Raw genomic sequence first — 21,492 nt, 5'->3', positions numbered from 1 at the left:
CATAGACCACACAAGACATAGAAGCCCAGTTAACTGTGTAACTCACGCTTATGCTGGTGTAGCTGCTTACACGTATTTAGAAAAGTTGCCCTCGATTTTTGCTAAAAAATTAGGTTTGCCTAATCCATAGCTCACGTTAAATTAAAAAAAAGTATGTGAGTAAAGCAAATCACAACCTTTTGCTGCCTACCTGAAAAAAGTAATCAGGTATTTATCGATACGTCAAAGACACCTACTTCCATCCAATTATTCAAAAGCATTATATAAAAGTTGTCAAATTGACAACTACCTGTATCTTTGTGGGAACAAGATGGATGAGGATTTTTAGCAAAAGTACATTGTGCAGTTTTTATGAAAAACACGGAGATTGCAAGGAGCAACTTCTGACATGGTATAAAGTTACATGCAAAGCTCAGTGGAAAAATTTCAATGATGTTAAAAAGTATTTCAATTCCGTAGATTGTGTAAGGGATAGCCTGTTGGTTTTTAATATAAAAGGGAATAAGTACCGGCTGGTTGTAGATTTTAATTTCAGGCTTCAATGGGCTTTTATAACTTTTATAGGCACGCATGCTGATTATGATAAAAGAAATTTTAATACATAAACTATGAAAACATATTTAAACGTAATAGAAACAAAAAAAGAATACGAGATCGCCTTAAAAAAATTCCAAGAGCTGTTTCATGCAAAAAAGGGAAGTGATGCAGAAAAAGAAGCAAAACTTTTGGCGCTTTTAATTGAAGATTATGAGAATAAACATGTTCATATTCCCGAACCCGACCCGATCGAAGCTATTAAATTTATGATGGAGCAAAGCCAAATGAACCTGAAAGACCTGGCGGAAATACTCGGCAACAAAGGCAATATTTCGAAAGTGCTTAACAGGAAAAGAAAACTTTCCATTGAAATGATCAGGAAACTAAGTAAGTACTTACATATTCCGGCAGATATTCTTATAAAAGATTATGCCTTGGCTATATGATAGGGGATGATGTCGGCTGGGGCGATGTCATCTCTTAATACTGCCATTACTCCTCAGCAAAAAACTCCTTATTAAAATTTACCAGATACAACTTTTCTGTAGCACGTGTAACAGCAGTATATAGCCAGCGTAAAAATTCAGTATTGACCATTTCTTTGGTGAGGTAGCCCTGGTCAACAAAAACAGTTTCCCATTGCCCACCCTGCGCCTTGTGGCAGGTAATTGCATACGCAAACTTAACCTGCAAGGCGTTAAAGAATGGATCTTTTTTTATTTGAACCAGGCGTTTACGCCGGTCAGCAATATCCGTATAGTCGGCTAAAACACCTTCGTATAATTTTTTATTCTGCTCGCTGGTAAGTGCCGGTGTTTCTGCAGCAATAGTATCAAGCAAAAGCTTTACTTCAATAGGCTGCTCATCGGGATAATCAACCATACGAATCCGCGCATCGGCAAAACGGAATCCATATTGTTCTTTTACAGTACCAACCTTAAGCAATTCAATAATATCGCCATTGGCAATGAAACCCGCTTTTGATTCATCCGGCAGCCAGTGGTAATTATTTTTCACCACCATCATGTAATCACCTGTTGACAGCTCACTTTCCTGCCAGCGGATACGGGCCCGTATCTGTTGATTAAACTGATTGGCCCGTTTATTGGAACGGCAAATTACAACGGTTCCTTCAACTCCGTGTTTGCTGTATGCGCTGTTTAATGAATCCTCAAGTTCATTCCCGCTTAAACGGACAACATCTTTAAAATGATCAAGGATAAATTTTACGCTGAGCGGAGCCGAAGCGTGCGTGCTTCGACTCCGCTCAGCAGGCGCGCTTGCTATATTATTTCTCAATGAAGTCGCGTTAGACAGTATCCCAGAATCAACATTTTGCCGCATCACATCTTTGAGCTCTATGGTATCAATACTAACTGAATAAGAGCTTTTTAAATATTCAACATCCAGAGCCGAACTTAAACTTAACCCTACCGGAGGCAGCTGCGCTGTATCGCCAACAAAAATAAGTTTACACCCGGTTCCTGTTGTAACATAACGCACCAAATCATCGAGCAGACTTGACTGATCCGCAAAACTTCCACTCAGGCCTCCCCCATTCGAGATCATGGAGGCTTCATCAACAATAAAAATGGCATGCGTATGCAGGTTGGGCTGAACAACAAAATGCCCGATCCCGTCCGTATTGGTAACACGTTTGTAAATTTTTTTGTGAATAGTGAACGCCTGTTTTTGCGAATAATTAGAAAGCACTTTGGCTGCGCGGCCTGTTGGAGCCAATAAAATTGATTTTTTCTGAATAGCCGGCAGGCTTTTTATAAGCGCACTTATAATGGTTGTTTTACCTGTACCTGCGTAACCCTTTAAAACAAACACATTGGCCGCTTGCGGATCCGTGGAAAAGCCGGAGATCTTATTGATGAATTCCGCCTGCCCGGGTGTCGGCTCGTGGGGAAATTGTTTTAACAGTACCTGTTTAAATTCTTGGTCATTCACGGTTTAAAGTTAGTATGAGTTTTCTAATGTTCTTCTAAATTCAATCTGATAAAACTTTGCGCCCTTTGCGTCTTTGCGAGAAAAAGAAGCACGCGAGAGCGCAAAGAACGCATATTTCAGGGTGCAGATTACAGATAATTATTTGTAATTTTGCTCATCATGCTCACAGAAACCAATAGCCTTATCTCGCAGGCGTTAAGCCTTGTTGACGACTTATTTGACGGACGTCAGACAAAAGGTTATCATTTGGCCATTCAATTGAGTTCGGACGGTCTTTCGGCCGCTGTGTGGGATGATGTGTATAACAAAGCTCTTGCCCTTGAGCGATTTTCTTTTCAAAAAGCATTTAATGTCAACACACTCCTATCGCATAGTAACAGTGCGATAAAACAAAGCAGCATTCTGTGCTATCCTTATAAAAAAGTCTCATTATCCATTGTAAATACCAGATCAACACTGGTTCCAAATGCCTTGTTTGACGCAAACGAAAAAGATGCTCTGCTTAAATTCAATCATTCACTTGCTGATAGCGAAACCATTGTTATTGATAATTTACCCAATCTTGACGCGAAAAACATTTATGCGCTACCAAAAGTAATTGAGCAGCAATTTAGAGAATTGTATACGCAGCTGGATATTACGCATTATTCAAGTCCGCTCATTGAGCACGTATTGTTAACAAATAAACATTCCGACACAACGAATGTGGTCTTGAACGTACACTCAGAAGGATTTGAAGTACTGGTACTTAATTCAGGCAAATTACTCTTTTACAATACCTTTTCTTACCAAACAGCCGAAGACTTTATTTATTACCTGCTATTTGTATTTGAACAATTGAAATTAAATCCGGAATCGGTAAAAGTTGAATTGTTGGGGGAGCTTGAAAAAAATTCCGCAATCTATCAGCTGTTATATAAATATATCCGCAACATAAAATTTGGTGATCGACCGGATGCATTTGATTATAGTTTTAAAATAACCGCTTTGCCCAAACAATATTATTACAGTTTATTCAGCCAGTTTTTATACCCCTGATCTATGCGTATTATAAGCGGAACACATAAAAGGCAGGCATTTTATCCGCCAAAGAATTTGCCTGTTCGCCCGACAACAGATTTCGGAAAGGAGGCATTATTTAATATTTTAAATAATCGTATAGATTTTGAAGCTATAACAGCGCTTGACCTTTTCAGCGGAACCGGCAGTATTAGCTATGAACTTGCGTCACGCGGGTGCCCTCAAATAACCGCAGTTGATGCCGATAGCAATTGTTATGCATTTATCAAAAGAACAGCCGGGGAATTTGTCTTTACCGGGATAACTGTCATTAAAAGCGATGTGTTCAAATTTTTGAAAAGTGAAAGCAAAGCATACGATCTTATTTTTGCCGATCCTCCCTATGAATTAAAGGAAACCCGTGAACTGCCTGGGCTTATTTTCAGCAGAAACCTGCTGAAACCGAATGGGCTGTTAATAGTAGAACACCCCAAAGAGCTTAATTTTGAAACAACAGAACGATTTTTGGAGCAGCGTAATTACAGCAAAGTGAACTTTAGTATTTTTAGTAACGAAGCTGTTCAATAAAATAACCAAATGAAGAAAATTGCCTTATTCCCCGGCTCGTTCGACCCGATCACCATAGGCCACGAATCCATTATCAGGCGAGCTTTACCCCTGTTCGATGAAATTATTGTAGCCATAGGAATTAACTCGACCAAAAATTATTATTTGCCGCTCGAAAAACGAAAAAGTCTCATTCAACAAGTGTTTGCCAAAGAGTCGCGTATTAAAGTATTGAGTTACGAAGGCCTTACTGTTGATTTTTGCAAAAAAGTAAAGGCTAATTATATTTTACGTGGGTTGCGCACGTCTGCCGATTTTGAATTTGAGCGCGGCATCGCGCAAATGAATAAGGCAATGGTGCATGATATTGAGACCATATTTATTTTATCAAACCCCGAACACTCTGCAATAAATTCAACTATTGTACGTGATATATTAAGGAACGGCGGAGATGTAAGCGCGTTTATTCCAAAAGGAATTAAGTTGGAATAAATAGAGCTAACTATTTGGGGCTTAAGCCCGTTTGGTTAGTTCCTTCATTACCGCGACCTTAAGGTCGCGGTAATGAAAATTCAAAAGATTTGGGCTTTAGCCCAACATACGAATTGCATACCAGACAATCCCTCGGAGATCAATGAAAAAATTATTCTATATATTATTTTGTTGTATAGCCGTTCTCACATCAGCACAAAATATTACCATCAATGGATTTGCGCCAAGTTATAAAGGTCGGGAAATAACATTATTCACCTATGCCGATTACATTTCATATTCGGAGATCCCGGTATCTGTACAAACAGTAAGCGATAGCGGATTTTTTAATTTCAGCTTTCAGTCCGATGATATAAAACGGGTTTTGCTCCGGAGCGGAAAACAAAAAGCCAACATGTACGTTGAACCCATGCGTGACTACAGAATCTTTTTCCCTTCCCGTGACACAATACGCTTTGCAAATCCCAACATTGAACAATCTGTTGATCTTACTTTTGCAGTAACGGATACGACCGAAATAAACGCATTGGTGATCGATTACAATGAATGCTTTGAGAACTTCTGGACTGAAAACTACCAATACTTTGTACAAAAAAAATCACGCGCCCGGCTCGATTCTTTTGAGCTTCAAATGCAAACCCGTTATGCCGCCTTCAATAAGCCGTATTTCAAATCCTATATTGCTTATAACATAGCCGAACTCGAGCTGAATACATTCCAGAGCAAACCTGAATTGGCAAAAAAATATATTATCGGTAAGCCCGTATTGTATGATAATTTCGAATACATGAATTTCTTCAATAAATTTTTTAACAGATACCTGCAACAATATGCCTCCTCTGCAAATGGCTCAGCACTTATTGAACAAATAAATTCCAGGCCAAGTTTTGAGGGATGTATGAGCGCGTTGGCAGAAGATAAATATTTGAAAAATGATACTGTCAGAGAACTGGCGCTCATTAAAGGGTTGTCGGAATTATATTACTCCTCCGATTTCAAACGCGAAAACATGTTGTATATTTTAGAACGGATAGCGGCAACAACCAAAATAGCTGTTCACCAGATCATTGCTTCCGATGTAATCAGATCCTTTTCAAAACTTCAACCGGGCGCTTCTGCACCTGAATTTTCATTATTGGACAAAACGGGAAAAAATGTTGCTCTTTCAGACTTTAAAGACAAGTATGTTTATATAAATTTTTGGGCTACATGGTGCACCTCTTGCCTGCAGGAATTAAAATTAATTTCGAACCTCAAAAAAAAGTACGGCGGAAAAATTGTCTTTGTGAGCATTAATATTGATGATGATCCGAGTCTGATGAAAAAATTTCTGGCAAAAAATCCAAAATGCGACTGGGTATTTTTGCATTATGGCAGTCAGAAAGAAGTGAAAGATAAATATGAGATCAAAAGCGTTCCCTCCTATTTTCTGGTCAATCCAACGGGGAACTTCATTCAATCACCGGCCCTGCGTCCCACACAAAGCATAGAAGCCACCTTTTGGGAGATCTCCAAAAAAAAATCAGGGAACAAAGGCCCCTGATCTTAATATTGTAAAAAGCAGAACTTATGCATTTACATTTTCCAGGCAGATCAATTCAAAGGGAATCCTGGAAACTACACTGGCCAAACCAGCTCCCTGGTGTTTAAGATCTTCATCCTGTTCCATGTAATGCCATTTTACGCGAACATGGATACCGTTCCCGATAAATGTTTCAAGCATTGCAAATAGCCCGACAAAACTACGGGCAGTCGCCGAATTATAATAATCCATGTGCATTTCAATAATAATCTCCTTGCTGATCTTATTATTCACAAGATGCTTATGGTATTCCCTGAACCAGGCCAATACGGGCTCATAAAATTTTTCCGAATCTTCCATTCGTGATTCGCCTGTTATGATAAATATTGATTTATCGGGATCCAAATAAACTTTTGGTGAAGAATCCGTTGATTCAATAACTAACTTTTGCATAACATATGATTAATTGGTCTGTATCAAATCTAATCATTTTTTTATTGAATTGAAAACTTAAATGCCTGTATTCTATTGCATTAAATAGTTGAGTCTATTGTCGACCCAGGCTCCTGAAGATCAGTTGCAGTTGGTTTTTTAGGGAAAAAACGGCGCTGGAACAATAAAATCATCAATACACCTATAGTGATCGAACTGTCCGAAAAGTTGAATACCGGCCTGAAAAAAATAAATTCTTCTGTACCCCATATCGGGAACCAGGCTGGAAAATGGCCCTCAATGATCGGGAAGTAAAACATATCAACCACCTTACCGTGCAAAAGGCCTGCATAGCCTCCTTCAGGAGGCATAAATTTTGCGACTTCATAATTGCTGTCACTGAATAAAATCCCATAAAAAATACTGTCAATTATATTTCCAAGAGCCCCGGCCAATATAAGTGATATGCTGATGATCAATCCCGAAGGTGCCTGTTGACGGACAAGGTCATACAAGTACCAACCGATAGCCATTACTGCAAGAATGCGGAATGAAGTTAAAAACAATTTACCATAATTACCTGCAAACTCCATCCCAAAAGCCATTCCGTTATTCTCGGTAAAATGAATAATGAACCAGTTCCCGGCAACATGATATTCCTCACCAAGAAAGAAATGAGTTTTAACATAAAATTTTATGGCCTGATCGACCAGTAAAACGAGGAACACTATGAGTAGGGGCTTCTTCATGCTAAACGCTCAATATATTGGGCAACTCTAAAACAAAAAAGATTGCCAAATATAGCAACCTTTTGGGGTAATGACTTTATTTATAATCAGGTAATCGGTTAAAGTTGTAATCGGTTACCGGTAAAAAACTGATTACCGGTAACCGATTACTGATTACCTTTCAACTAAGCGTATTGCTGCATCTTACCCTCTATGCTGGTAGTAGCATGCGGCACACTGCGCAGACGCTCTTTAGGTATTAGTTTACCTGTTATGCGGCAAATACCATAACTCTTGTTCTCAATACGGATCAGCGCATTTTGCAGGCTCTGAATATATTTTTCCTGGCGAGATGCCAATTGAGCCGTTTCCTCTTTGCTCATTACATCCGAACCATCTTCAAGCAGCTTAAAAGTCGGTGATGTGTCATCAGTACCATGATCATCTTTATGAGAAAGTGTACTCTTCAATAACTCATAATCACGCTGCGCTTCTTCAAGTTTCCCTAAAATAATTTCCTTGAATTCAGTTAACTCCTTATCAGAGTATTTTGTGCGCTTGTCTTTACCGATAAATGGTTTGGGCTGTTTGAGATCAGGGCGCTTAATGAAAGCTTTTGGCGGCTCATAAAAGAAGGGTTGCGGTTGTTGTCCTTTTGATTCCTTATCACTGCTATTATCCTCTTCCATATCAATTGAGCCGGACTCCTGCTTCTTAGAAACAGGGCTGCCATTGTTTTTAAAAGTTTTTGCCTTTTCTATTGCGGTAATTGGTTTAACCGCGGCCACCTTAACAACACTTTTTTGTGTAATAGTGGCTTTGCTTTTAATACCTTTCGCTTCGTTAGCTGTTTTTTTACTAATTACGCTTTTAACGCTTTTTTTTGAGGCGGTTTTTTTTGCTGTCTTTTTTTTAGGAGACGATTTTTTAGCTGCTGCTTTTTTTACTGTCTTCTTTTTAGCAGGCGATTTTTTAACTGCTTTTTTCTTAGCAGGCTTGCTTTTTTTAGCGGGTTTCTTTGCCATGTTAATTGAGTTTAACTATTGATATTAGTGTTTTAATTTCGTCGTCGACTTCAACAAGTATGCCTTCGTTTTCTGTAATTTTATCGACCAATTCGAGCGATGAGGCTAAAATTTCGGTGCAAATATAATTTAAATTATTAGATACTGCCGAATTGATAGCACTATTTGATTGTATCTTAACTAAGATACGATCTGTAACCTCAAAATCCTTGTCTTTTCTCAAATTTTGAATACGATTGACCAATTCCCGGGCTATCCCTTCTTCTTTTAGTTCAGAAGTAAGGGTTATATCGAGTGCAACAGTTATTGGTCCTTCATTTGCCACTTTCCAACCGGGAATATCAATGGGAATAATTTCAATGTCCTCATTTTCAAGTATATACGTTTCGCCTTCAATTGTCACATCAAATTTTCCGGTCTTTTCAACTGCTGAAATGATCGCCTGAGCATTGTTTGCGACAAAAGCCTGTACAGCCTTCATATGTTTGCCGCACTTTTTCCCAAGTGTCTTAAAATTCAGCTTCATATTCTTCACGATCTGAGTTTTTGACTCATCCACAAATTCGATCCGCTTTACATTCACTTCCGACAGGATCAGATCTTTTACCGCTTCGATCTTGTTTTTGTAAGCTTCGTCCAATATTGGAATTTGTACACTGTTCAATGGCTGACGAACACGGATATTTTCCTTTTTACGAATAGATAATATCATGGATGAAATTTTTTGCGCTAATTCCATCCGTTCCTCCAAATGCTTATCGATCAACTTTTCATCTACAACCGGCATGTTTGAAATATGTACCGATTCTGCTTTGTGCCGACCTGTTACAGTGTTAAGGTCGTTAAACAATTTATCGGTAAAGAACGGTGCGATCGGTGATGCGAGCTGAGCAATCACTTCAAGGCAACGGTACAAGGTCTGATACGCCGCAATTTTATCATTGGTATACTCCCCTTTCCAAAAACGACGGCGGCACAAACGAACATACCAATTACTTAAATGTTCATCCAAAAAATATTCGATAGTACGGCCTGCTTTCGTTGGCTCATAATCAGAATATGCCTGATCAACCACTTTGATAAGTGAATGAAGTTCGGATAAGATCCAGCGATCAATTTCGGGTCTTTCGCTTACAGGTATTTCGGCTTCTTTGTATGCAAAGCCATCTATGTTAGCATATAAAACAAAGAAAGAATATGTATTGTAAAGTGTTCCAAAAAACTTGCGCTGCACCTCAGCGATCCCTTCAAGGTCAAACTTAAGATTATCCCATGGCTGGGCATTCGTAATCATGTACCAGCGTGTAGCATCGGGTCCGTATTTTTCAAGCGTTGAGAACGGATCAACAGCATTACCTAAACGCTTGCTCATTTTATTCCCGTTCTTATCTAACACCAGGCCATTTGATACCACATTTTTATATGCAACAGAATCGAAACACATAGATGCGATAGCATGCAATGTGTAAAACCAGCCCCGTGTCTGATCAACGCCTTCGGCGATAAAATCCGCGGGAAAATATTTTTTGCCGTCGATCAACTCTTTATTTTCAAAAGGATAATGTACCTGCGCATAAGGCATCGCCCCACTGTCAAACCATACATCAATCAGGTCGTTCTCGCGTATCATTTTTTGCCCGGATAAGGAAACCAATACAATTTCGTCCGTATAAGGCTTATGCAGATCGAAGGTGTTATAATTTTCTTTTGAATTATCCCCGGGCTTGAAAGCAGCCAATGGATTAGCTTTCATAAAACCGGCTTTTACAGACTTGTCGATTTCATTTTTCAATTGCTCCGCGGAACCAATACAGATTTCTTCTTTCCCATCCTCCGTTCGCCAGATAGGAAGCGGTATTCCCCAAAAACGGGAACGGCTCAGATTCCAGTCGTTGGCATTCTCTAACCAATTGCCAAAACGTCCCGTCCCGGTTGATTCGGGCTTCCAGTTAATAGTTTTATTGAGCGCCACCATTTTGTCTTTAGCAGCAGTCACTTTAATGAACCAGCTGTCAAGCGGATAATATAAAACAGGTTTGTCTGTACGCCAGCAATGCGGATAGCTGTGTTCATAGGTCTCTTTCTTGAAAAGTTTTCCTTCTTCCTGGAGCTTCAGCACAATCCGTTCGTCAACACTTAAGTATACTTTCAGGTCTTTTATTTTTCCGGCAGCTTCTAATGTCTTTTTCTGTTTTTCAAACTCCGTTTTCTTTTCTTCATCAGATAAGTAGGCTTCTTTTACATATTCGTCACCGTACAAAAACACTCCGTCTTTTACCTCAGGTAAAAATTTGCCGCGTTTATCAACCAACGTAAGTGAACCTATCCCGTTTTGTTTGACAACACGGAAGTCATCGGCACCGAAGCTGGGGGCGATGTGTACGATACCTGTTCCATCTGTTGTTGTAACAAAATCACCAACAAGCACTTTAAAAGCATCCCCCTGGGGTTTTACAAAAGGGAGGAGCTGCTCGTATGAAATTCCGGCAAGATCTTTTCCTTTAAATTCATCGATAAGTTTATACGGAATAAGCTTGTCTCCCGGTTTGTAATCAGAAAATGGGATTTCAGCAGCCTTAGTATTAAAATATTTTTCTACTAAGTCTTTTGCAAGAATAACATAAATGTTTTTCCCTGTAAACTGGTTATATGTATTAACTAAAACGTAAGTTATATCTGCACCTACCGCCAATGCTGTATTGGATGGCAAAGTCCATGGGGTAGTGGTCCATGCGAGGAAATAAACATCTGGTGCTCCCCCTTCAAAAAATCGTTTGCCGCTTGTCTTGAACATTACGGTTCCCGTCCGATCCTTCACATTCCTGTAACAACCCGGCTGATTAATTTCATGCGAACTGAGACCCGTTCCGGCTGCGGGTGAATAGGGTTGTATAGTATAACCTTTGTATAACAACCCCTTTTTGTACAGATCATTAAGCAGCCACCAGACACTTTCAATATACGTATTCTCGTAGGTAATGTAGGGCTCCTTCATATCAACCCAATAACCCATGAGGCGGGTAAGCTCTTCCCACTTATCGGTATATTTCATTACCTCTTTGCGGCAGGCTTGGTTATACTCTTCAACAGTTATTTTCTTGCCGATATCTTCTTTGGTAATACCTAATGTTTTTTCAACGGCAAGTTCAATAGGCAAACCGTGGGTATCCCAGCCGGCTTTACGTTTTACCTGTTTTCCCTTTAGTGTCTGGTAACGGCAAAAAATATCTTTAATAGCGCGCGCCATCACGTGGTGAATGCCGGGCATGCCGTTGGCACTTGGAGGACCCTCGTAAAATACAAAAGGTGTTTTGCCTTCGCGTGTAGTAACGCTTTTTTCAAATATTTTATTTTCATCCCAAAATTTTAAAATGTCCTTCCCGATTTGAGAAAGATCAAGGGATCTATATTCAGGGTATTTACTCATAATACAATCGCGTGCTGCTTTTACAAGGAGGGCAAATTTAGGTTTTTGGGTAGTGATAAACAAGCTAAAAAAGAATGCCCGGAAAGGATGTTTTTGAAGCAAACAACAGCAATTACCCGATAGTTGCAACTACCTTCAATTCAATGGCAATAGGCGTTGGCAAACAATTAATTTCAACCGTTGTGCGGCAGGGGGGATTTGCCTTAAAATACTCGGCCCATAGTTTGTTGTACTTTGAAAAATCGTCCTTCATGTTGGTGAGGTAAACAGTAACATCCACAATATTATCCCAACTGCTGCCCGCATCTTCCAGGATATATTTTACATTGCGAAATACACTGTGGCACTGCAACTCAATGTCATAACTGACAATTTTCCCATTATTATCCAGCTCAACTCCGGGAATTGTTTTTGTACCACGTTCACGCGGACCAACCCCGGAAAGGAATAAAAGGTTCCCTACGCGTTTAGCGTGAGGATACAGTCCCACCGGCTCGGGAGCTTTTGAGGAGTTTATCTGATCGTTGTTCATTGGGCGAATTTACTTGTTACAGATTGTATTCACAAATACGCTTATTCGTTGATTTTAAGACAACGCTGCAAGCTTTAACATTTTTTAACACAGGGATAACAATACTGGCGCGGTGTTTGAGTTATATTTGCGTAACCAAAAATTATAACGCCATGCTATTCAAACTAAGTATTATTTTGCTGCTAGCAGCATTTATAGTTCTCATGGCCTATTGGGTAGTGAGAACTGAGGAGAGACCGGGGAAAAAACGTAGTTTCCTTGATCCGGATAAATCATATGGCAAAGCAAAGGAACTGGGACTTAAATTTCCCGGTGAATTTAACGATGCATTGCCCGGAGTGTAATGATTTGTTTGTGTTTGGTTAATCTGAAAAAGTCATCCGAAATCGGGTGACTTTTTTATTTACAAAAGGACAGATCAGAAAGGAATCCCTAATTTAAAACCACATAATGGTTGGGGATACATCGTTGTAGAAGTGGAAGGCTGATAGGTCGTGGTATTGTTATTATTTTGTATTTCCACAAGCTGACTTACTGTTGCATTACGAAGTGCGAAACCAACGTAAAAGTCACCAAGTATGTCCAAATTCCATAAACTTTCATATTGAAAGCCAAACTTAAATTGAAAATCAAGAAAATTATACCCCGGCTTAAAGCCATTAACATTACCCGAACTCACCGTATTGTTGTTTGTGGCTTTTTCAAATGAATAGGATCTGTAACTGACCATAGGCGATAAATAAATGCCTTCAAAATTATCAAAGTCTTTGGGATAGAACCTTATCCCTGCTTCTCCACACAAATGGACAACAGGAGTGCCATAATCCAGAAAATTTCCTTCTTTCATCATTTCAAATACAATGTCTCTGTATGTGAGCCCCACCCCTGCTTCACCTGTAAATTTATCACTGATATAAAATTCATAGTTCAGTAAAAAAACGCCTCGCGCCAGCAATGAATAATTCCATTTAACCAGATTCCTATCAACAAATCTTGCAGAATCTACACGATTCACAGGGATGGGTTGACTGGGTTGAAAAACAGTAATTTTAGTCTGCGCAAAAATAAATTGTGAAAAAAGCAATGAAGAAATCAGGAAAATATCTTTCATCTTATGTTATGAGGTTGTTATATAATTATACATTTGCAAATGTAGTACAATAGCCAACAAATAAATATCTTCTTCTATTTTATTAATCCTAATAACAATTCTTATGCTAAAACGCTCCCTGGTTATCAATTTATTCATTGTTTTATCTTCTCTAGCGGCTGTTTCACAAGAAGTAAACGTTTATTGGGGCAAAGAGAATCCTGTAGACAGGAAAGGAAGAACTGAACTACTTGGCAGAAGAGGAAATCTTATATTCGGATACAAAGAATCCCGAAAAGAATTAAGCCTTCTGAAGTATTCTGCAGATGACCTTCAGATTAAAGGCGAAACTCCTTTGATCGGAAACGCGGGAAAGGGAAGTAATGTGATTGATAACGACAATGAATTCAATCAGTTTCTGATGATGAAAAACAAAACCTATTTCAGTGTTTCAAAATATGATAGAAAAGCGGATAAGAATTCGATTTATATGCAGGAAATAACCAACGAAGGAAAAATGACCGGAAAGCTCACAAAGCTGGCTGACATATCTGCTAAAAGCCGAAGAAACTCCGGATCTTTCCTGATGTTTACTTCAAAGGATTCTCTGAAATTACTAATCGTTAATAATCCTCCATATGAAAAATATGCGGGTGAAAAATTTATCTTTAATATTTTTGATGAAAACCTGAAAGCCCTGCACAAGCTTGAAGTTGCTTTACCTTATAAAGACAAAAACTTCTCTGCCGAAGACTATATTTTGGGCAATGACGGTATAATTTATTTATTGGCAAGAATTGATCTTGAAAAAAAGGACAAAAAAAAGGATGAAGCCGGTTATTATTATGAGATACTGACTATTACACCAACGGGGAAAGGCGAAGTCTCAGAATTTGAACTTAAGTTACCAAATAAATACATAAATGATGTTTCGTACACCCTGGATGAAGCAAAAGGAATAATTATCTGTTCGGGTTTTTACGGGAAAATAGAAAAAAAAGGGTTTTCATATGATGATATTAATGGAATATTCTATCTGCGTATAAATAAAGAGTCTAAAATAGTAGAAGCCTCTGACACGAAAGAATTGGACAAAGATTTTATTGCAGAGTTAACCAGTCAGCGAAAAGCAAATAAAGGGCGGGGCATTTCCAATTGTTTTACCATTAAAAAATTTGTAACCAAGTCAGATGGCGGAGCGGTACTTATTGCAGAATATACTTATGACTATGTCCAGGTGGTTACTACAACTGACCCTAAGACAGGTTCGACCACGACAAGATATATTTATCATTATATAAGGAATAATATTTTAGCGATAAATATAAATCCGGACGGATCGATTAAATGGTATACGAATATTCCAAAATACCAACATACTACAAATGATGGGGGAGCATACAATTCATTCATGTTTGCCACACATAATGATAAAATGTATTTTATTTACAACGAGGATCCACGAAATCTGGATCCTGCCAAAGTGAAAACAGTAAAAGATATGCGAACAATGACTCGCCCATATAAATCAACCTCCGTTTTGGTTGAATTAAGTGAGTCAGGGGAGTTTACAAAAAAGACACTGTTCAGTAATAAACAAAACAAAATTACCTTAATGCCAGACAGGGATATTTCGGTCAGCGACAATGAAAAAATAGCTTATGCCTTTAATCCCGGCATGTACTGTTGTTTCATCTCATTCAAGGCTGCAAAAAGTAAATTAGCCCGGTTTGAGTTCAAATAATCATTGAGGCGTTTATAATGTAAAGTGCTCGAGAATTATTTTTCTGTATTTTTCTTTTAATGCGTTTGATCTATTTTGGTTGTGCTCTTCGGCGAGGATGCCACTCAACCGGATTCCTCCTTTATAAAATTTTCGCAAAGGAAGCAATCCTGTAACACTTCCGGTTATATAATATGCGGAATAATAATTGTATCCGGTAAAAGCAATTAACCCGCCTTGGATAAGTATTGACGCTATACCCTTTAAAGGATAACCTGCTTTAATTTGCCCCGCACCCGGAATGAAGGATGACCAACGACTGCACTTTTCAGGGCTGCGGTAGTCAAAAATTATAGGTAAATCCGAAATAAACATTCTTTGCAGACTGTCACAATCATGACAATTACTCAGAAGTTCCTGTTTACATAATTTCCAGTTTTGCAATTCATTTAATGCTAATAACCGAATAGAATAATACTCTGCCGACTTGTTCAAATATCTGATTTCATTTTCAAATAGTTCAATGGATATCGCATCATTGTACTGTCCGGCCAAAAAATAATTTAAAAGTTTCTGGTATCTTAACTGTGCTGACTCATTAACTGTTTTACAATAAGTACCGGCCCTTTTCAGTTCTTGCAGCGCCTGTTTATTATTTCCTGAATTTTTATACAGTTCCGCTTTGTCGAATAAAATATTAAATCGCTCGGAATCATTAACAGAATAGTATAGCCGTAGCTCGGCATTAAGCAAAGACGATGCTAATAATGAGTCCGGTTGGGCGCTACTCAGTAAGTTTTTTAATATTAGCGTTATAATAAGTAAATATCTCATGATCTATCTCCGATAAATAATCTATTTTCTTTTTTTTGGCCAATGCCACACTACCCCAAATGTTTCCTGTGTAAAATACTCCAAACAGGCTTGCCGTTAAAATAAATCGTGGACTCCCTGGTCCGGCTTTTATATATGACTCCGCAGCTTGCATTCCTAATAACATATTGGCAACAAAAGCCGTCATTGCCTGGTATTTGTTTCCAAGATACAGTTTCCCTGAACCAGGCAACAAAGCAGAATACAGACCGGACAAAAGGGGAGAGTACCTCGGTATATTAATATACCTGTCTTTTAATTCCCCTAAGGTTGGTGAAACTGTCCACTTACCTGCACTAGTATCCATTTTACACAATTGTCTTTTCAAAAGACACATTGATATCCCTGCCTCTTTATAAAATACTTTATTTCTATTATCATTAGCTGACCGCAAAGCGCATTCTACAGCAGCATAATTATTAGTTACAATCAGCATTGAGATAAAAAGCTGCCTGTTCTTTTCAGATACATTCAGGTCACAAGGCATTTTTTTTAGTGTATAATTAACCTGGTCGGATTTATTTAGTTTCATGAATATTACAGCTCTATCCAGCTGCAAACTATCTGTAACATCTTTATTGTCCGCATAAACTCTTTGTAGTTTTTGATTGAAGGTCAATTGTTCCAATAACAAATTACCTTCCTTAAGATAATTGTAAAAAGCCACCGTGTCAAAGGGGGTGGTGTCCTGGGCCCGGAAAAAAGAAGGATATAAAAATATCCAGATACTAATGATTGAAACTATACATCGACGGCTCATCAGTAACTTTTCCGGAAGTGTGGTTGATCAGGTAATTTTGCGTTTCAACTTGCGCCTGTCCGTTACAACGGGTCAGCCTATCTGCTGTTAAAAAAACGGCTTTTATTATTCCTAGTTCCTTAACTGATGAAATACCAAATGCCGAACAACTTCGATCAAACTCACACACCGCGGATATTTGTTGTGAAAATATTTTTTGATATACATATATAAATGAAAAAGCCAGCACTTTAAATGGATTTCCTGACCTGGTAAAAACTATATCGGGTGATATAGCATCTGCCTTTTCAATAGCGAGCATTCTCTTCTTAATAAGAATTCCATCCGGACTTAGCTTTTGTGCCTTCAAAGCAATCAAGCCAGAAAAAAACAATAAAACCAAATATATCTTCATAAAATATAAAATGCCTCAGCAACAAATATAATTAAATATAGCGTCAATATATTTTTAACGTTGCTACTCCTCGGCCGGGTAACAGGTATTCAACTTGTTAATAATTTAACCAAGGTAAACAAATCATTCTTCGATCAATAAAAGGGCTGTACTTAATTCCCCTGCCGCCTTTGTATTCTTTTGCCGTTGGGCTATAGCAATACCTTTAGTATAGGTAACACGCGCTTTTTCAAGCTGCTGAAGCTGTTCATACAATTGTCCCATTTGATAATAGGCTCCTAAATAATTTTCATCTCTTTTTAAAATATGTTCAATAATGCTTATTGCTTTTTCTTTTTTGTCCTGTTTAGCATACTCCAGGGCCAACGCATAATTTAGGAAAAAGTCGTGTGGTTCCTTTTGAAGAAGATCAAGAAGTTGGTCAAGGCGTGTCGCCATTATTTAATAAGAAGTTTGATTTATGCTTTTCTGCTTTTTAGCAGGAAAGAAGTCTGGTTATTTGTGAACCCATCTTTCGCACAGTCAGATTCTTCGCTTCGTTCTGGATAACACAAATTCAGGGTGCACATTCGTAAATTCGCTTTTTATTCGTAATTGGTTGATGATTATTCGGAACGAAATTGATTGAGAAACCTGACATCATTTTCGGAAAACAAACGGAGGTCTTTTACCTGGTATTTAAGCATGGTGATGCGCTCTATACCCATTCCAAAGGCAAAGCCGGTATATTTTTTACTGTCTATTTTACAGTTATCAAGTACAGCAGGATCCACCATGCCACAGCCCAGAATCTCAACCCAGCCGCTGTATTTACAAACGTTGCAGCCTTTCCCGCCACAAATGTTACAGGAAATATCCATTTCGGCACTTGGCTCGGTGAATGGAAAATAGGAGGGGCGCAGCCGTATTTTGGTTTCTTCGCCAAACATTTCTTTGGCAAAATAAAGCAACGTTTGTTTCAGATCAGCGAACGATACATTTGTATCAATGTAAAAACCTTCCACCTGGTGAAAGAAGCAGTGCGCGCGTGCGGAGATCGCTTCATTCCTGTAAACGCGTCCGGGAGCCAAAAGGCGCAGCGGCGGTTGCTTATTTTCCATTACACGAACCTGTACGGATGAGGTATGCGTGCGCAAAGCAAAATCGCCGGTGATAAAAAAAGTGTCCTGCATGTCGCGCGCAGGGTGATTTTCCGGGAAGTTAAGCGCTGTAAAGTTGTGCCAATCGTCCTCTACCTCCGGACCATCAGCCAATGTAAATCCAATACGTGAAAATATATCAATGATCCGCTTTCGAACAATTGAAATAGGATGACGTGTGCCAACATTTACCTGCTCACCCGGCAACGTGAGATCGATTAATACTTCACCTGTACCATCCGTTTGCTCCAGCTTTTCTCTAAGTACATTTAATTTTTCCTGGGCTTTATTTTTCAGTTCGTTTAACTTCTGACCGACTTCGCGCTTAAGTTCAGGAGCAACATTTTTAAAATCATCAAACAATTGGCTTATATCACCTTTTTTACTCAGCAACTTTATACGGAAGCCTTCCAGCTGCTCCTTGCTTTCGGCACTGAATTGTTCGATCTCAGATAATATTTCTTTTATTTTTTCCTGCACAGTAAATTATTTTTCAATACTCATTTTTAAAATACGAATGTCTTTCTCAGGACGGTCGCCGGGTAATGTTTTGGCAGCGGCAATTTTATCAACGAGGTCAAGGCCCTCAACCACTTCACCAAATACCGTATACCCTCCATCCAGATGCGGAGTTCCTCCAACTGTACTGTATATTTTGCGTTGTTCTTCACTGAATTTGAACTGTGGCATTTTCGTCACTTCGGCAAGCACCATTGGTTCAATCAGTTTTGATATTGCCATAAGGCTGTCTGTTTGCTGGGATTGCTGAAAAGCAGTAAACTTCGTTCTTAAATTAGCATTCTCAGGTTTATTCATAAGTCTCGAAAATGCTTCCTGCTTTTGGTTGTTAAGCATACGTTGCTCCATTGAATTCAGGTCTTCTACATTAAAGTTTCTGCCCTGAACAATATAGAATTGGCAGCCGGATGATTCTTTATTCGGATTCACGTCATCTCCCATACGGGCCGCCGCAAGAGCTCCCTTTTTATGATAATGCTTGTCCGGCATAATTTCAGCCGGGATAGTGTAACCAGTACTCCCGTTGCCAAGCATTACGCCAGGAGCTGCCTTTTTAGAATCCGGGTCGCCCCCCTGAATCATAAATTGATTGATAACACGGTGAAAAATGGTGCTGTCGTAAAAATGACTGTTTACCAATTTAACAAAGTTGTCGCGATGTAAAGGAGTATCATTATATAACTTGATCTTTATAATTCCTTCCGTGGTAACTATTTGAACCTGCGTTTCTTTTGTTTCATTGCCACCGGCATAAAGGATGCTTATCAAACCCATAAATGCAAATACATGGATCAAAATTGCTTTTCTGTACATAGGTTTCGTTTTTTAGTATTTAATTCAATAATCAGACCACATTGACTTATAGCGCACCATAGTTTTGGATTTTAACAGAAATCATGTAGCTTTGGTAGTCGCAAAGATAATTAAATGCCGGGGTGTAATATAACCGGACCCAAAAATATGTTATATAAAAAAATAAAACTGCATTTTTTATTTACCGCACTCGTTTTGACAACATTGGCATTTACTTTTATTTCTCCTTTATCATCTTGCCAGAAAAATTCAGAATGCACTGCGGTTATTACTGTTGTTGATACAGTCGGAAGTACTTTATCAGGAGCCAGTGTAAGGTTGTATTACGATCCGAAAAACGGAAAAGGATTTGTTGAATCTACACAATCAACGGACGGTTCGGGTAAAACTACATTTGTATTTAAACTACAGGCCATTTTTGATGTGGATGTTACGTATTCAGGCAAAACGGCATCCAAAGCGGGTATTGTCACCTTGCAGCCTGGAAGCTCTGTTTCTAAAACAATTACTTTCAAATAGCTTTCCGGTTATTTGTCATTTTTAAAATAGTCCACTATTGCTTGTTTCATTAAAAGATTTTGTTGCCCCGGCTTTAGGGGCGGTAATTTTTCATTTATTTTCCAGTGCGGCCAACCATCCGTGTCACGACCAATGAATTCATAGTGCCCATAAGGCTCAAGCAGTGTACAGATCGCTATGTGCATCACTTCCAGTTTCTCATCCTTTTTAAATTTTTGGTATCCTTTACCAAGCTCTTGTACACCAATAAGAAAAATTATGCCCTGAAGATCGAGATCACCGAATTTCAGAGATAAGTCGTTCACTAATTTTCCCCATTCTGTTTCCAGGTCCTTGTCATTCATACAGTAAATGTAGCAGCATGATCACCAAAATCAAAATAACATAGTTCTATAATGTTTTATTAATTCAGTCAATGGTTTTAATTTGAGTGTATATTTGCTTTACTTAAAGCAATCACTATGAATTTAGATCTTTCAGGAAAAAGTGCTATGGTTTGCGGAAGCACACAGGGTATCGGGAAAGCCATAGCACTTGAATTGGCGAAAATGGGGGCCAGCGTAATACTCGTCGCCCGGAATGAAGACGAATTGAAAAAAGTAAAAGCTGAGCTGAGTATCAATAAACATCAGGAGCATGGCTATTTATGTGTTGATTTTTCACACCCTGAAGAACTGAAAATGAAAGCTGAGCAATTGGTGAAAGAGAGAAAAATTATTCACATTCTGATCAACAATACAGGCGGCCCTCCCGGCGGACCTGCAATTAACGCTAAAACGGAAGAGTTTATACAAACTTTTTCCAACCATTTGTTATGTAATCATATTTTAATGCAGGCTGTTGCTGAAGGAATGAAAGAGGCAAAATACGGGCGAATCATAAATATAATTTCCACTTCTGTTAAACAACCGCTTAAAGGATTAGGTGTTTCCAACACCATTCGCGGAGCAGTTGCAAATTGGGCCAAAACACTTTCACTTGAACTTGGATCGTTTGGAATAACAGTAAACAATGTTCTTCCGGGAGCAACACAAACACAACGACTCACTTCATTACTCGAGGCAAAAGCTAAAAAGACCGGCGAGTCGGTTAAAGAACTGAAAAAGGAAATGCTGCGTGAGATCCCTGCCGGGCGTTTTGCTGAAGCGGCTGAAGTTGCAAATGCTGCCGCATTTCTTGCATCTCCTGCGGCGGCATACATAAATGGGGTCAATATCCCGGTTGATGGGGGTAGAACGGGAAGTTTATAGTTCAAAAGGTTCAAGGTTCCGGGTTCAACGTTCAATGTTAAAAAAATAAATTATGGCTAGAAGCCATCTCAAAAATGTTTTGTCATGATTAATACGCATGCAATCTGTACAAACCCTAAGTAATTCTGTGCTTTATACTCATTGCGAACCACACACTTTCTGTAATTTTGAATCCAAGCAAAAAGTCGTTCGATT

The 21,492-nt window shown here is 38.8% G+C and carries 24 protein-coding genes; 10 read left to right on the top strand and 14 right to left on the bottom strand.

The window, feature by feature from the left end:
• The first annotated feature begins 314 nt into the window (after positions 1-314).
• Positions 315-605: a type II toxin-antitoxin system HigB family toxin gene (locus tag HYU69_14665; protein MBI2271584.1), complete on the top strand. Its 291-nt coding sequence runs from the start codon at positions 315-317 to the stop codon at positions 603-605.
• A gap of 3 nt (positions 606-608) precedes the next feature.
• The gene (locus HYU69_14660) at positions 609-983 is read left to right on the top strand and encodes a helix-turn-helix domain-containing protein (protein ID MBI2271583.1); all 375 of its coding nucleotides are present in this window, start codon (positions 609-611) and stop codon (positions 981-983) included.
• A gap of 46 nt (positions 984-1,029) precedes the next feature.
• Here the strand turns inward: HYU69_14660 and HYU69_14655 are convergent, their stop codons facing one another.
• A complete protein-coding gene (locus HYU69_14655) occupies positions 1,030-2,493 on the bottom strand; it encodes an AAA family ATPase (GenBank protein ID MBI2271582.1) in 1,464 nt (487 codons plus the stop codon).
• Positions 2,494-2,652: 159 nt separating this feature from the next.
• On the opposite strand from HYU69_14655, the gene HYU69_14650 reads away from it, so the two are divergent.
• The 4 genes from HYU69_14650 (at position 2,653) to HYU69_14635 (ending at position 6,094) form a co-directional block, all read left to right on the top strand.
• Positions 2,653-3,531, top strand: coding sequence for a DUF3822 family protein (locus HYU69_14650; protein ID MBI2271581.1), 879 nt, complete (start codon positions 2,653-2,655; stop codon positions 3,529-3,531).
• A 3-nt stretch (positions 3,532-3,534) separates the two neighbouring features.
• Entirely contained in the window at positions 3,535-4,080 is a 546-nt protein-coding gene (locus tag HYU69_14645) for an RsmD family RNA methyltransferase (GenBank protein ID MBI2271580.1), read from the top strand.
• Positions 4,081-4,089: 9 nt separating this feature from the next.
• The gene (gene coaD / locus HYU69_14640) at positions 4,090-4,551 is read left to right on the top strand and encodes a pantetheine-phosphate adenylyltransferase (GenBank protein ID MBI2271579.1); all 462 of its coding nucleotides are present in this window, start codon (positions 4,090-4,092) and stop codon (positions 4,549-4,551) included.
• 142 nt (positions 4,552-4,693) lie between these two features.
• Entirely contained in the window at positions 4,694-6,094 is a 1,401-nt protein-coding gene (locus HYU69_14635) for a TlpA family protein disulfide reductase (GenBank protein ID MBI2271578.1), read from the top strand.
• Between the two features lie 24 nt (positions 6,095-6,118).
• Here HYU69_14635 and HYU69_14630 read toward each other — a convergent pair whose 3' ends face one another.
• From HYU69_14630 to HYU69_14610, 5 genes are all read right to left on the bottom strand, one after another.
• Positions 6,119-6,526, bottom strand: a complete 408-nt coding sequence (locus tag HYU69_14630) for a DUF1987 domain-containing protein (GenBank protein ID MBI2271577.1) — start codon at positions 6,524-6,526, stop codon at positions 6,119-6,121.
• A gap of 80 nt (positions 6,527-6,606) precedes the next feature.
• Positions 6,607-7,254, bottom strand: coding sequence for a lipoprotein signal peptidase (locus tag HYU69_14625; protein MBI2271576.1), 648 nt, complete (start codon positions 7,252-7,254; stop codon positions 6,607-6,609).
• 164 nt (positions 7,255-7,418) lie between these two features.
• Complete coding sequence (locus HYU69_14620; GenBank protein ID MBI2271575.1) at positions 7,419-7,805, bottom strand: TraR/DksA family transcriptional regulator; 387 nt, start codon at positions 7,803-7,805, stop codon at positions 7,419-7,421.
• A gap of 454 nt (positions 7,806-8,259) precedes the next feature.
• A complete protein-coding gene (locus tag HYU69_14615) occupies positions 8,260-11,688 on the bottom strand; it encodes an isoleucine--tRNA ligase (protein ID MBI2271574.1) in 3,429 nt (1,142 codons plus the stop codon).
• A 109-nt stretch (positions 11,689-11,797) separates the two neighbouring features.
• Complete coding sequence (locus HYU69_14610; protein MBI2271573.1) at positions 11,798-12,217, bottom strand: RidA family protein; 420 nt, start codon at positions 12,215-12,217, stop codon at positions 11,798-11,800.
• A gap of 152 nt (positions 12,218-12,369) precedes the next feature.
• On the opposite strand from HYU69_14610, the gene HYU69_14605 reads away from it, so the two are divergent.
• Positions 12,370-12,561: a hypothetical protein gene (locus HYU69_14605; GenBank protein ID MBI2271572.1), complete on the top strand. Its 192-nt coding sequence runs from the start codon at positions 12,370-12,372 to the stop codon at positions 12,559-12,561.
• Between the two features lie 74 nt (positions 12,562-12,635).
• On the opposite strand, the gene HYU69_14600 is transcribed toward HYU69_14605, so the two are convergent.
• A complete protein-coding gene (locus tag HYU69_14600) occupies positions 12,636-13,328 on the bottom strand; it encodes a hypothetical protein (GenBank protein ID MBI2271571.1) in 693 nt (230 codons plus the stop codon).
• Positions 13,329-13,431: 103 nt separating this feature from the next.
• Here HYU69_14600 and HYU69_14595 point away from each other — a divergent pair, with 103 nt between their 5' ends.
• Positions 13,432-15,051 (top strand): hypothetical protein, encoded by a 1,620-nt coding sequence (locus HYU69_14595; GenBank protein ID MBI2271570.1) that lies wholly within the window; start codon positions 13,432-13,434, stop codon positions 15,049-15,051.
• Positions 15,052-15,063: 12 nt separating this feature from the next.
• On the opposite strand, the gene HYU69_14590 is transcribed toward HYU69_14595, so the two are convergent.
• The 6 genes from HYU69_14590 to HYU69_14565 form a co-directional block, all read right to left on the bottom strand.
• Positions 15,064-15,864, bottom strand: a complete 801-nt coding sequence (locus HYU69_14590) for a hypothetical protein (protein ID MBI2271569.1) — start codon at positions 15,862-15,864, stop codon at positions 15,064-15,066.
• On the bottom strand, positions 15,815-16,435 hold the full coding sequence (locus HYU69_14585) for a hypothetical protein (GenBank protein ID MBI2271568.1): 621 nt from the start codon (positions 16,433-16,435) through the stop codon (positions 15,815-15,817). The genes HYU69_14590 and HYU69_14585 overlap by 50 nt, the downstream gene beginning before the upstream one ends.
• Positions 16,436-16,631: 196 nt before the next feature.
• Positions 16,632-17,057 carry a membrane protein insertion efficiency factor YidD gene (yidD, locus tag HYU69_14580; protein ID MBI2271567.1) on the bottom strand — a complete coding sequence of 142 codons (426 nt, stop codon included), beginning with the start codon at positions 17,055-17,057 and terminating at the stop codon, positions 16,632-16,634.
• 123 nt (positions 17,058-17,180) lie between these two features.
• Complete coding sequence (locus HYU69_14575) at positions 17,181-17,495, bottom strand: tetratricopeptide repeat protein (protein MBI2271566.1); 315 nt, start codon at positions 17,493-17,495, stop codon at positions 17,181-17,183.
• 167 nt (positions 17,496-17,662) lie between these two features.
• Positions 17,663-18,676 (bottom strand): phenylalanine--tRNA ligase subunit alpha, encoded by a 1,014-nt coding sequence (gene pheS, locus HYU69_14570; GenBank protein ID MBI2271565.1) that lies wholly within the window; start codon positions 18,674-18,676, stop codon positions 17,663-17,665.
• Positions 18,677-18,682: 6 nt separating this feature from the next.
• Entirely contained in the window at positions 18,683-19,528 is an 846-nt protein-coding gene (locus HYU69_14565) for a peptidylprolyl isomerase (protein MBI2271564.1), read from the bottom strand.
• 147 nt (positions 19,529-19,675) lie between these two features.
• Between HYU69_14565 and HYU69_14560 the strand changes: the two genes are divergently transcribed.
• Positions 19,676-20,047 (top strand): hypothetical protein, encoded by a 372-nt coding sequence (locus HYU69_14560; protein ID MBI2271563.1) that lies wholly within the window; start codon positions 19,676-19,678, stop codon positions 20,045-20,047.
• Positions 20,048-20,055: 8 nt separating this feature from the next.
• On the opposite strand, the gene HYU69_14555 is transcribed toward HYU69_14560, so the two are convergent.
• Positions 20,056-20,391, bottom strand: a complete 336-nt coding sequence (locus tag HYU69_14555) for a hypothetical protein (protein MBI2271562.1) — start codon at positions 20,389-20,391, stop codon at positions 20,056-20,058.
• 117 nt (positions 20,392-20,508) lie between these two features.
• On the opposite strand from HYU69_14555, the gene HYU69_14550 reads away from it, so the two are divergent.
• Positions 20,509-21,297 (top strand): SDR family oxidoreductase, encoded by a 789-nt coding sequence (locus HYU69_14550; GenBank protein ID MBI2271561.1) that lies wholly within the window; start codon positions 20,509-20,511, stop codon positions 21,295-21,297.
• Positions 21,298-21,492: the final 195 nt, after the last annotated feature.

Source organism: Bacteroidota bacterium (genome assembly GCA_016183775.1).
Lineage (GTDB): Bacteria > Bacteroidota > Bacteroidia > JABDFU01 > JABDFU01 > JABDFU01.
Note: the sequence above shows the minus strand (reverse complement) of the source record. Positions and strands in the feature narration are given on the sequence as shown.

Excerpts from the sequence above, each read along its gene's own strand:
- HYU69_14665 (MBI2271584.1), top strand. The coding sequence starts at position 315 with ATGAGGATTTTTAGCAAAAGTACATTGTGCAGTTTTTATGAAAAACAC.
- HYU69_14660 (MBI2271583.1), top strand. The coding sequence starts at position 609 with ATGAAAACATATTTAAACGTAATAGAAACAAAAAAAGAATACGAGATC.
- HYU69_14650 (MBI2271581.1), top strand. The coding sequence starts at position 2,653 with ATGCTCACAGAAACCAATAGCCTTATCTCGCAGGCGTTAAGCCTTGTT.
- HYU69_14645 (MBI2271580.1), top strand. The coding sequence starts at position 3,535 with ATGCGTATTATAAGCGGAACACATAAAAGGCAGGCATTTTATCCGCCA.
- coaD (MBI2271579.1), top strand. The coding sequence starts at position 4,090 with ATGAAGAAAATTGCCTTATTCCCCGGCTCGTTCGACCCGATCACCATA.
- HYU69_14635 (MBI2271578.1), top strand. The coding sequence starts at position 4,694 with ATGAAAAAATTATTCTATATATTATTTTGTTGTATAGCCGTTCTCACA.
- HYU69_14630 (MBI2271577.1), bottom strand. The coding sequence starts at position 6,526 with ATGCAAAAGTTAGTTATTGAATCAACGGATTCTTCACCAAAAGTTTAT.
- HYU69_14625 (MBI2271576.1), bottom strand. The coding sequence starts at position 7,254 with ATGAAGAAGCCCCTACTCATAGTGTTCCTCGTTTTACTGGTCGATCAG.
- HYU69_14610 (MBI2271573.1), bottom strand. The coding sequence starts at position 12,217 with ATGAACAACGATCAGATAAACTCCTCAAAAGCTCCCGAGCCGGTGGGA.
- HYU69_14605 (MBI2271572.1), top strand. The coding sequence starts at position 12,370 with ATGCTATTCAAACTAAGTATTATTTTGCTGCTAGCAGCATTTATAGTT.
- HYU69_14600 (MBI2271571.1), bottom strand. The coding sequence starts at position 13,328 with ATGAAAGATATTTTCCTGATTTCTTCATTGCTTTTTTCACAATTTATT.
- HYU69_14595 (MBI2271570.1), top strand. The coding sequence starts at position 13,432 with ATGCTAAAACGCTCCCTGGTTATCAATTTATTCATTGTTTTATCTTCT.
- HYU69_14590 (MBI2271569.1), bottom strand. The coding sequence starts at position 15,864 with ATGAGATATTTACTTATTATAACGCTAATATTAAAAAACTTACTGAGT.
- HYU69_14585 (MBI2271568.1), bottom strand. The coding sequence starts at position 16,435 with ATGAAACTAAATAAATCCGACCAGGTTAATTATACACTAAAAAAAATG.
- yidD (MBI2271567.1), bottom strand. The coding sequence starts at position 17,057 with ATGAAGATATATTTGGTTTTATTGTTTTTTTCTGGCTTGATTGCTTTG.
- HYU69_14575 (MBI2271566.1), bottom strand. The coding sequence starts at position 17,495 with ATGGCGACACGCCTTGACCAACTTCTTGATCTTCTTCAAAAGGAACCA.
- HYU69_14565 (MBI2271564.1), bottom strand. The coding sequence starts at position 19,528 with ATGTACAGAAAAGCAATTTTGATCCATGTATTTGCATTTATGGGTTTG.
- HYU69_14560 (MBI2271563.1), top strand. The coding sequence starts at position 19,676 with ATGTTATATAAAAAAATAAAACTGCATTTTTTATTTACCGCACTCGTT.
- HYU69_14555 (MBI2271562.1), bottom strand. The coding sequence starts at position 20,391 with ATGAATGACAAGGACCTGGAAACAGAATGGGGAAAATTAGTGAACGAC.
- HYU69_14550 (MBI2271561.1), top strand. The coding sequence starts at position 20,509 with ATGAATTTAGATCTTTCAGGAAAAAGTGCTATGGTTTGCGGAAGCACA.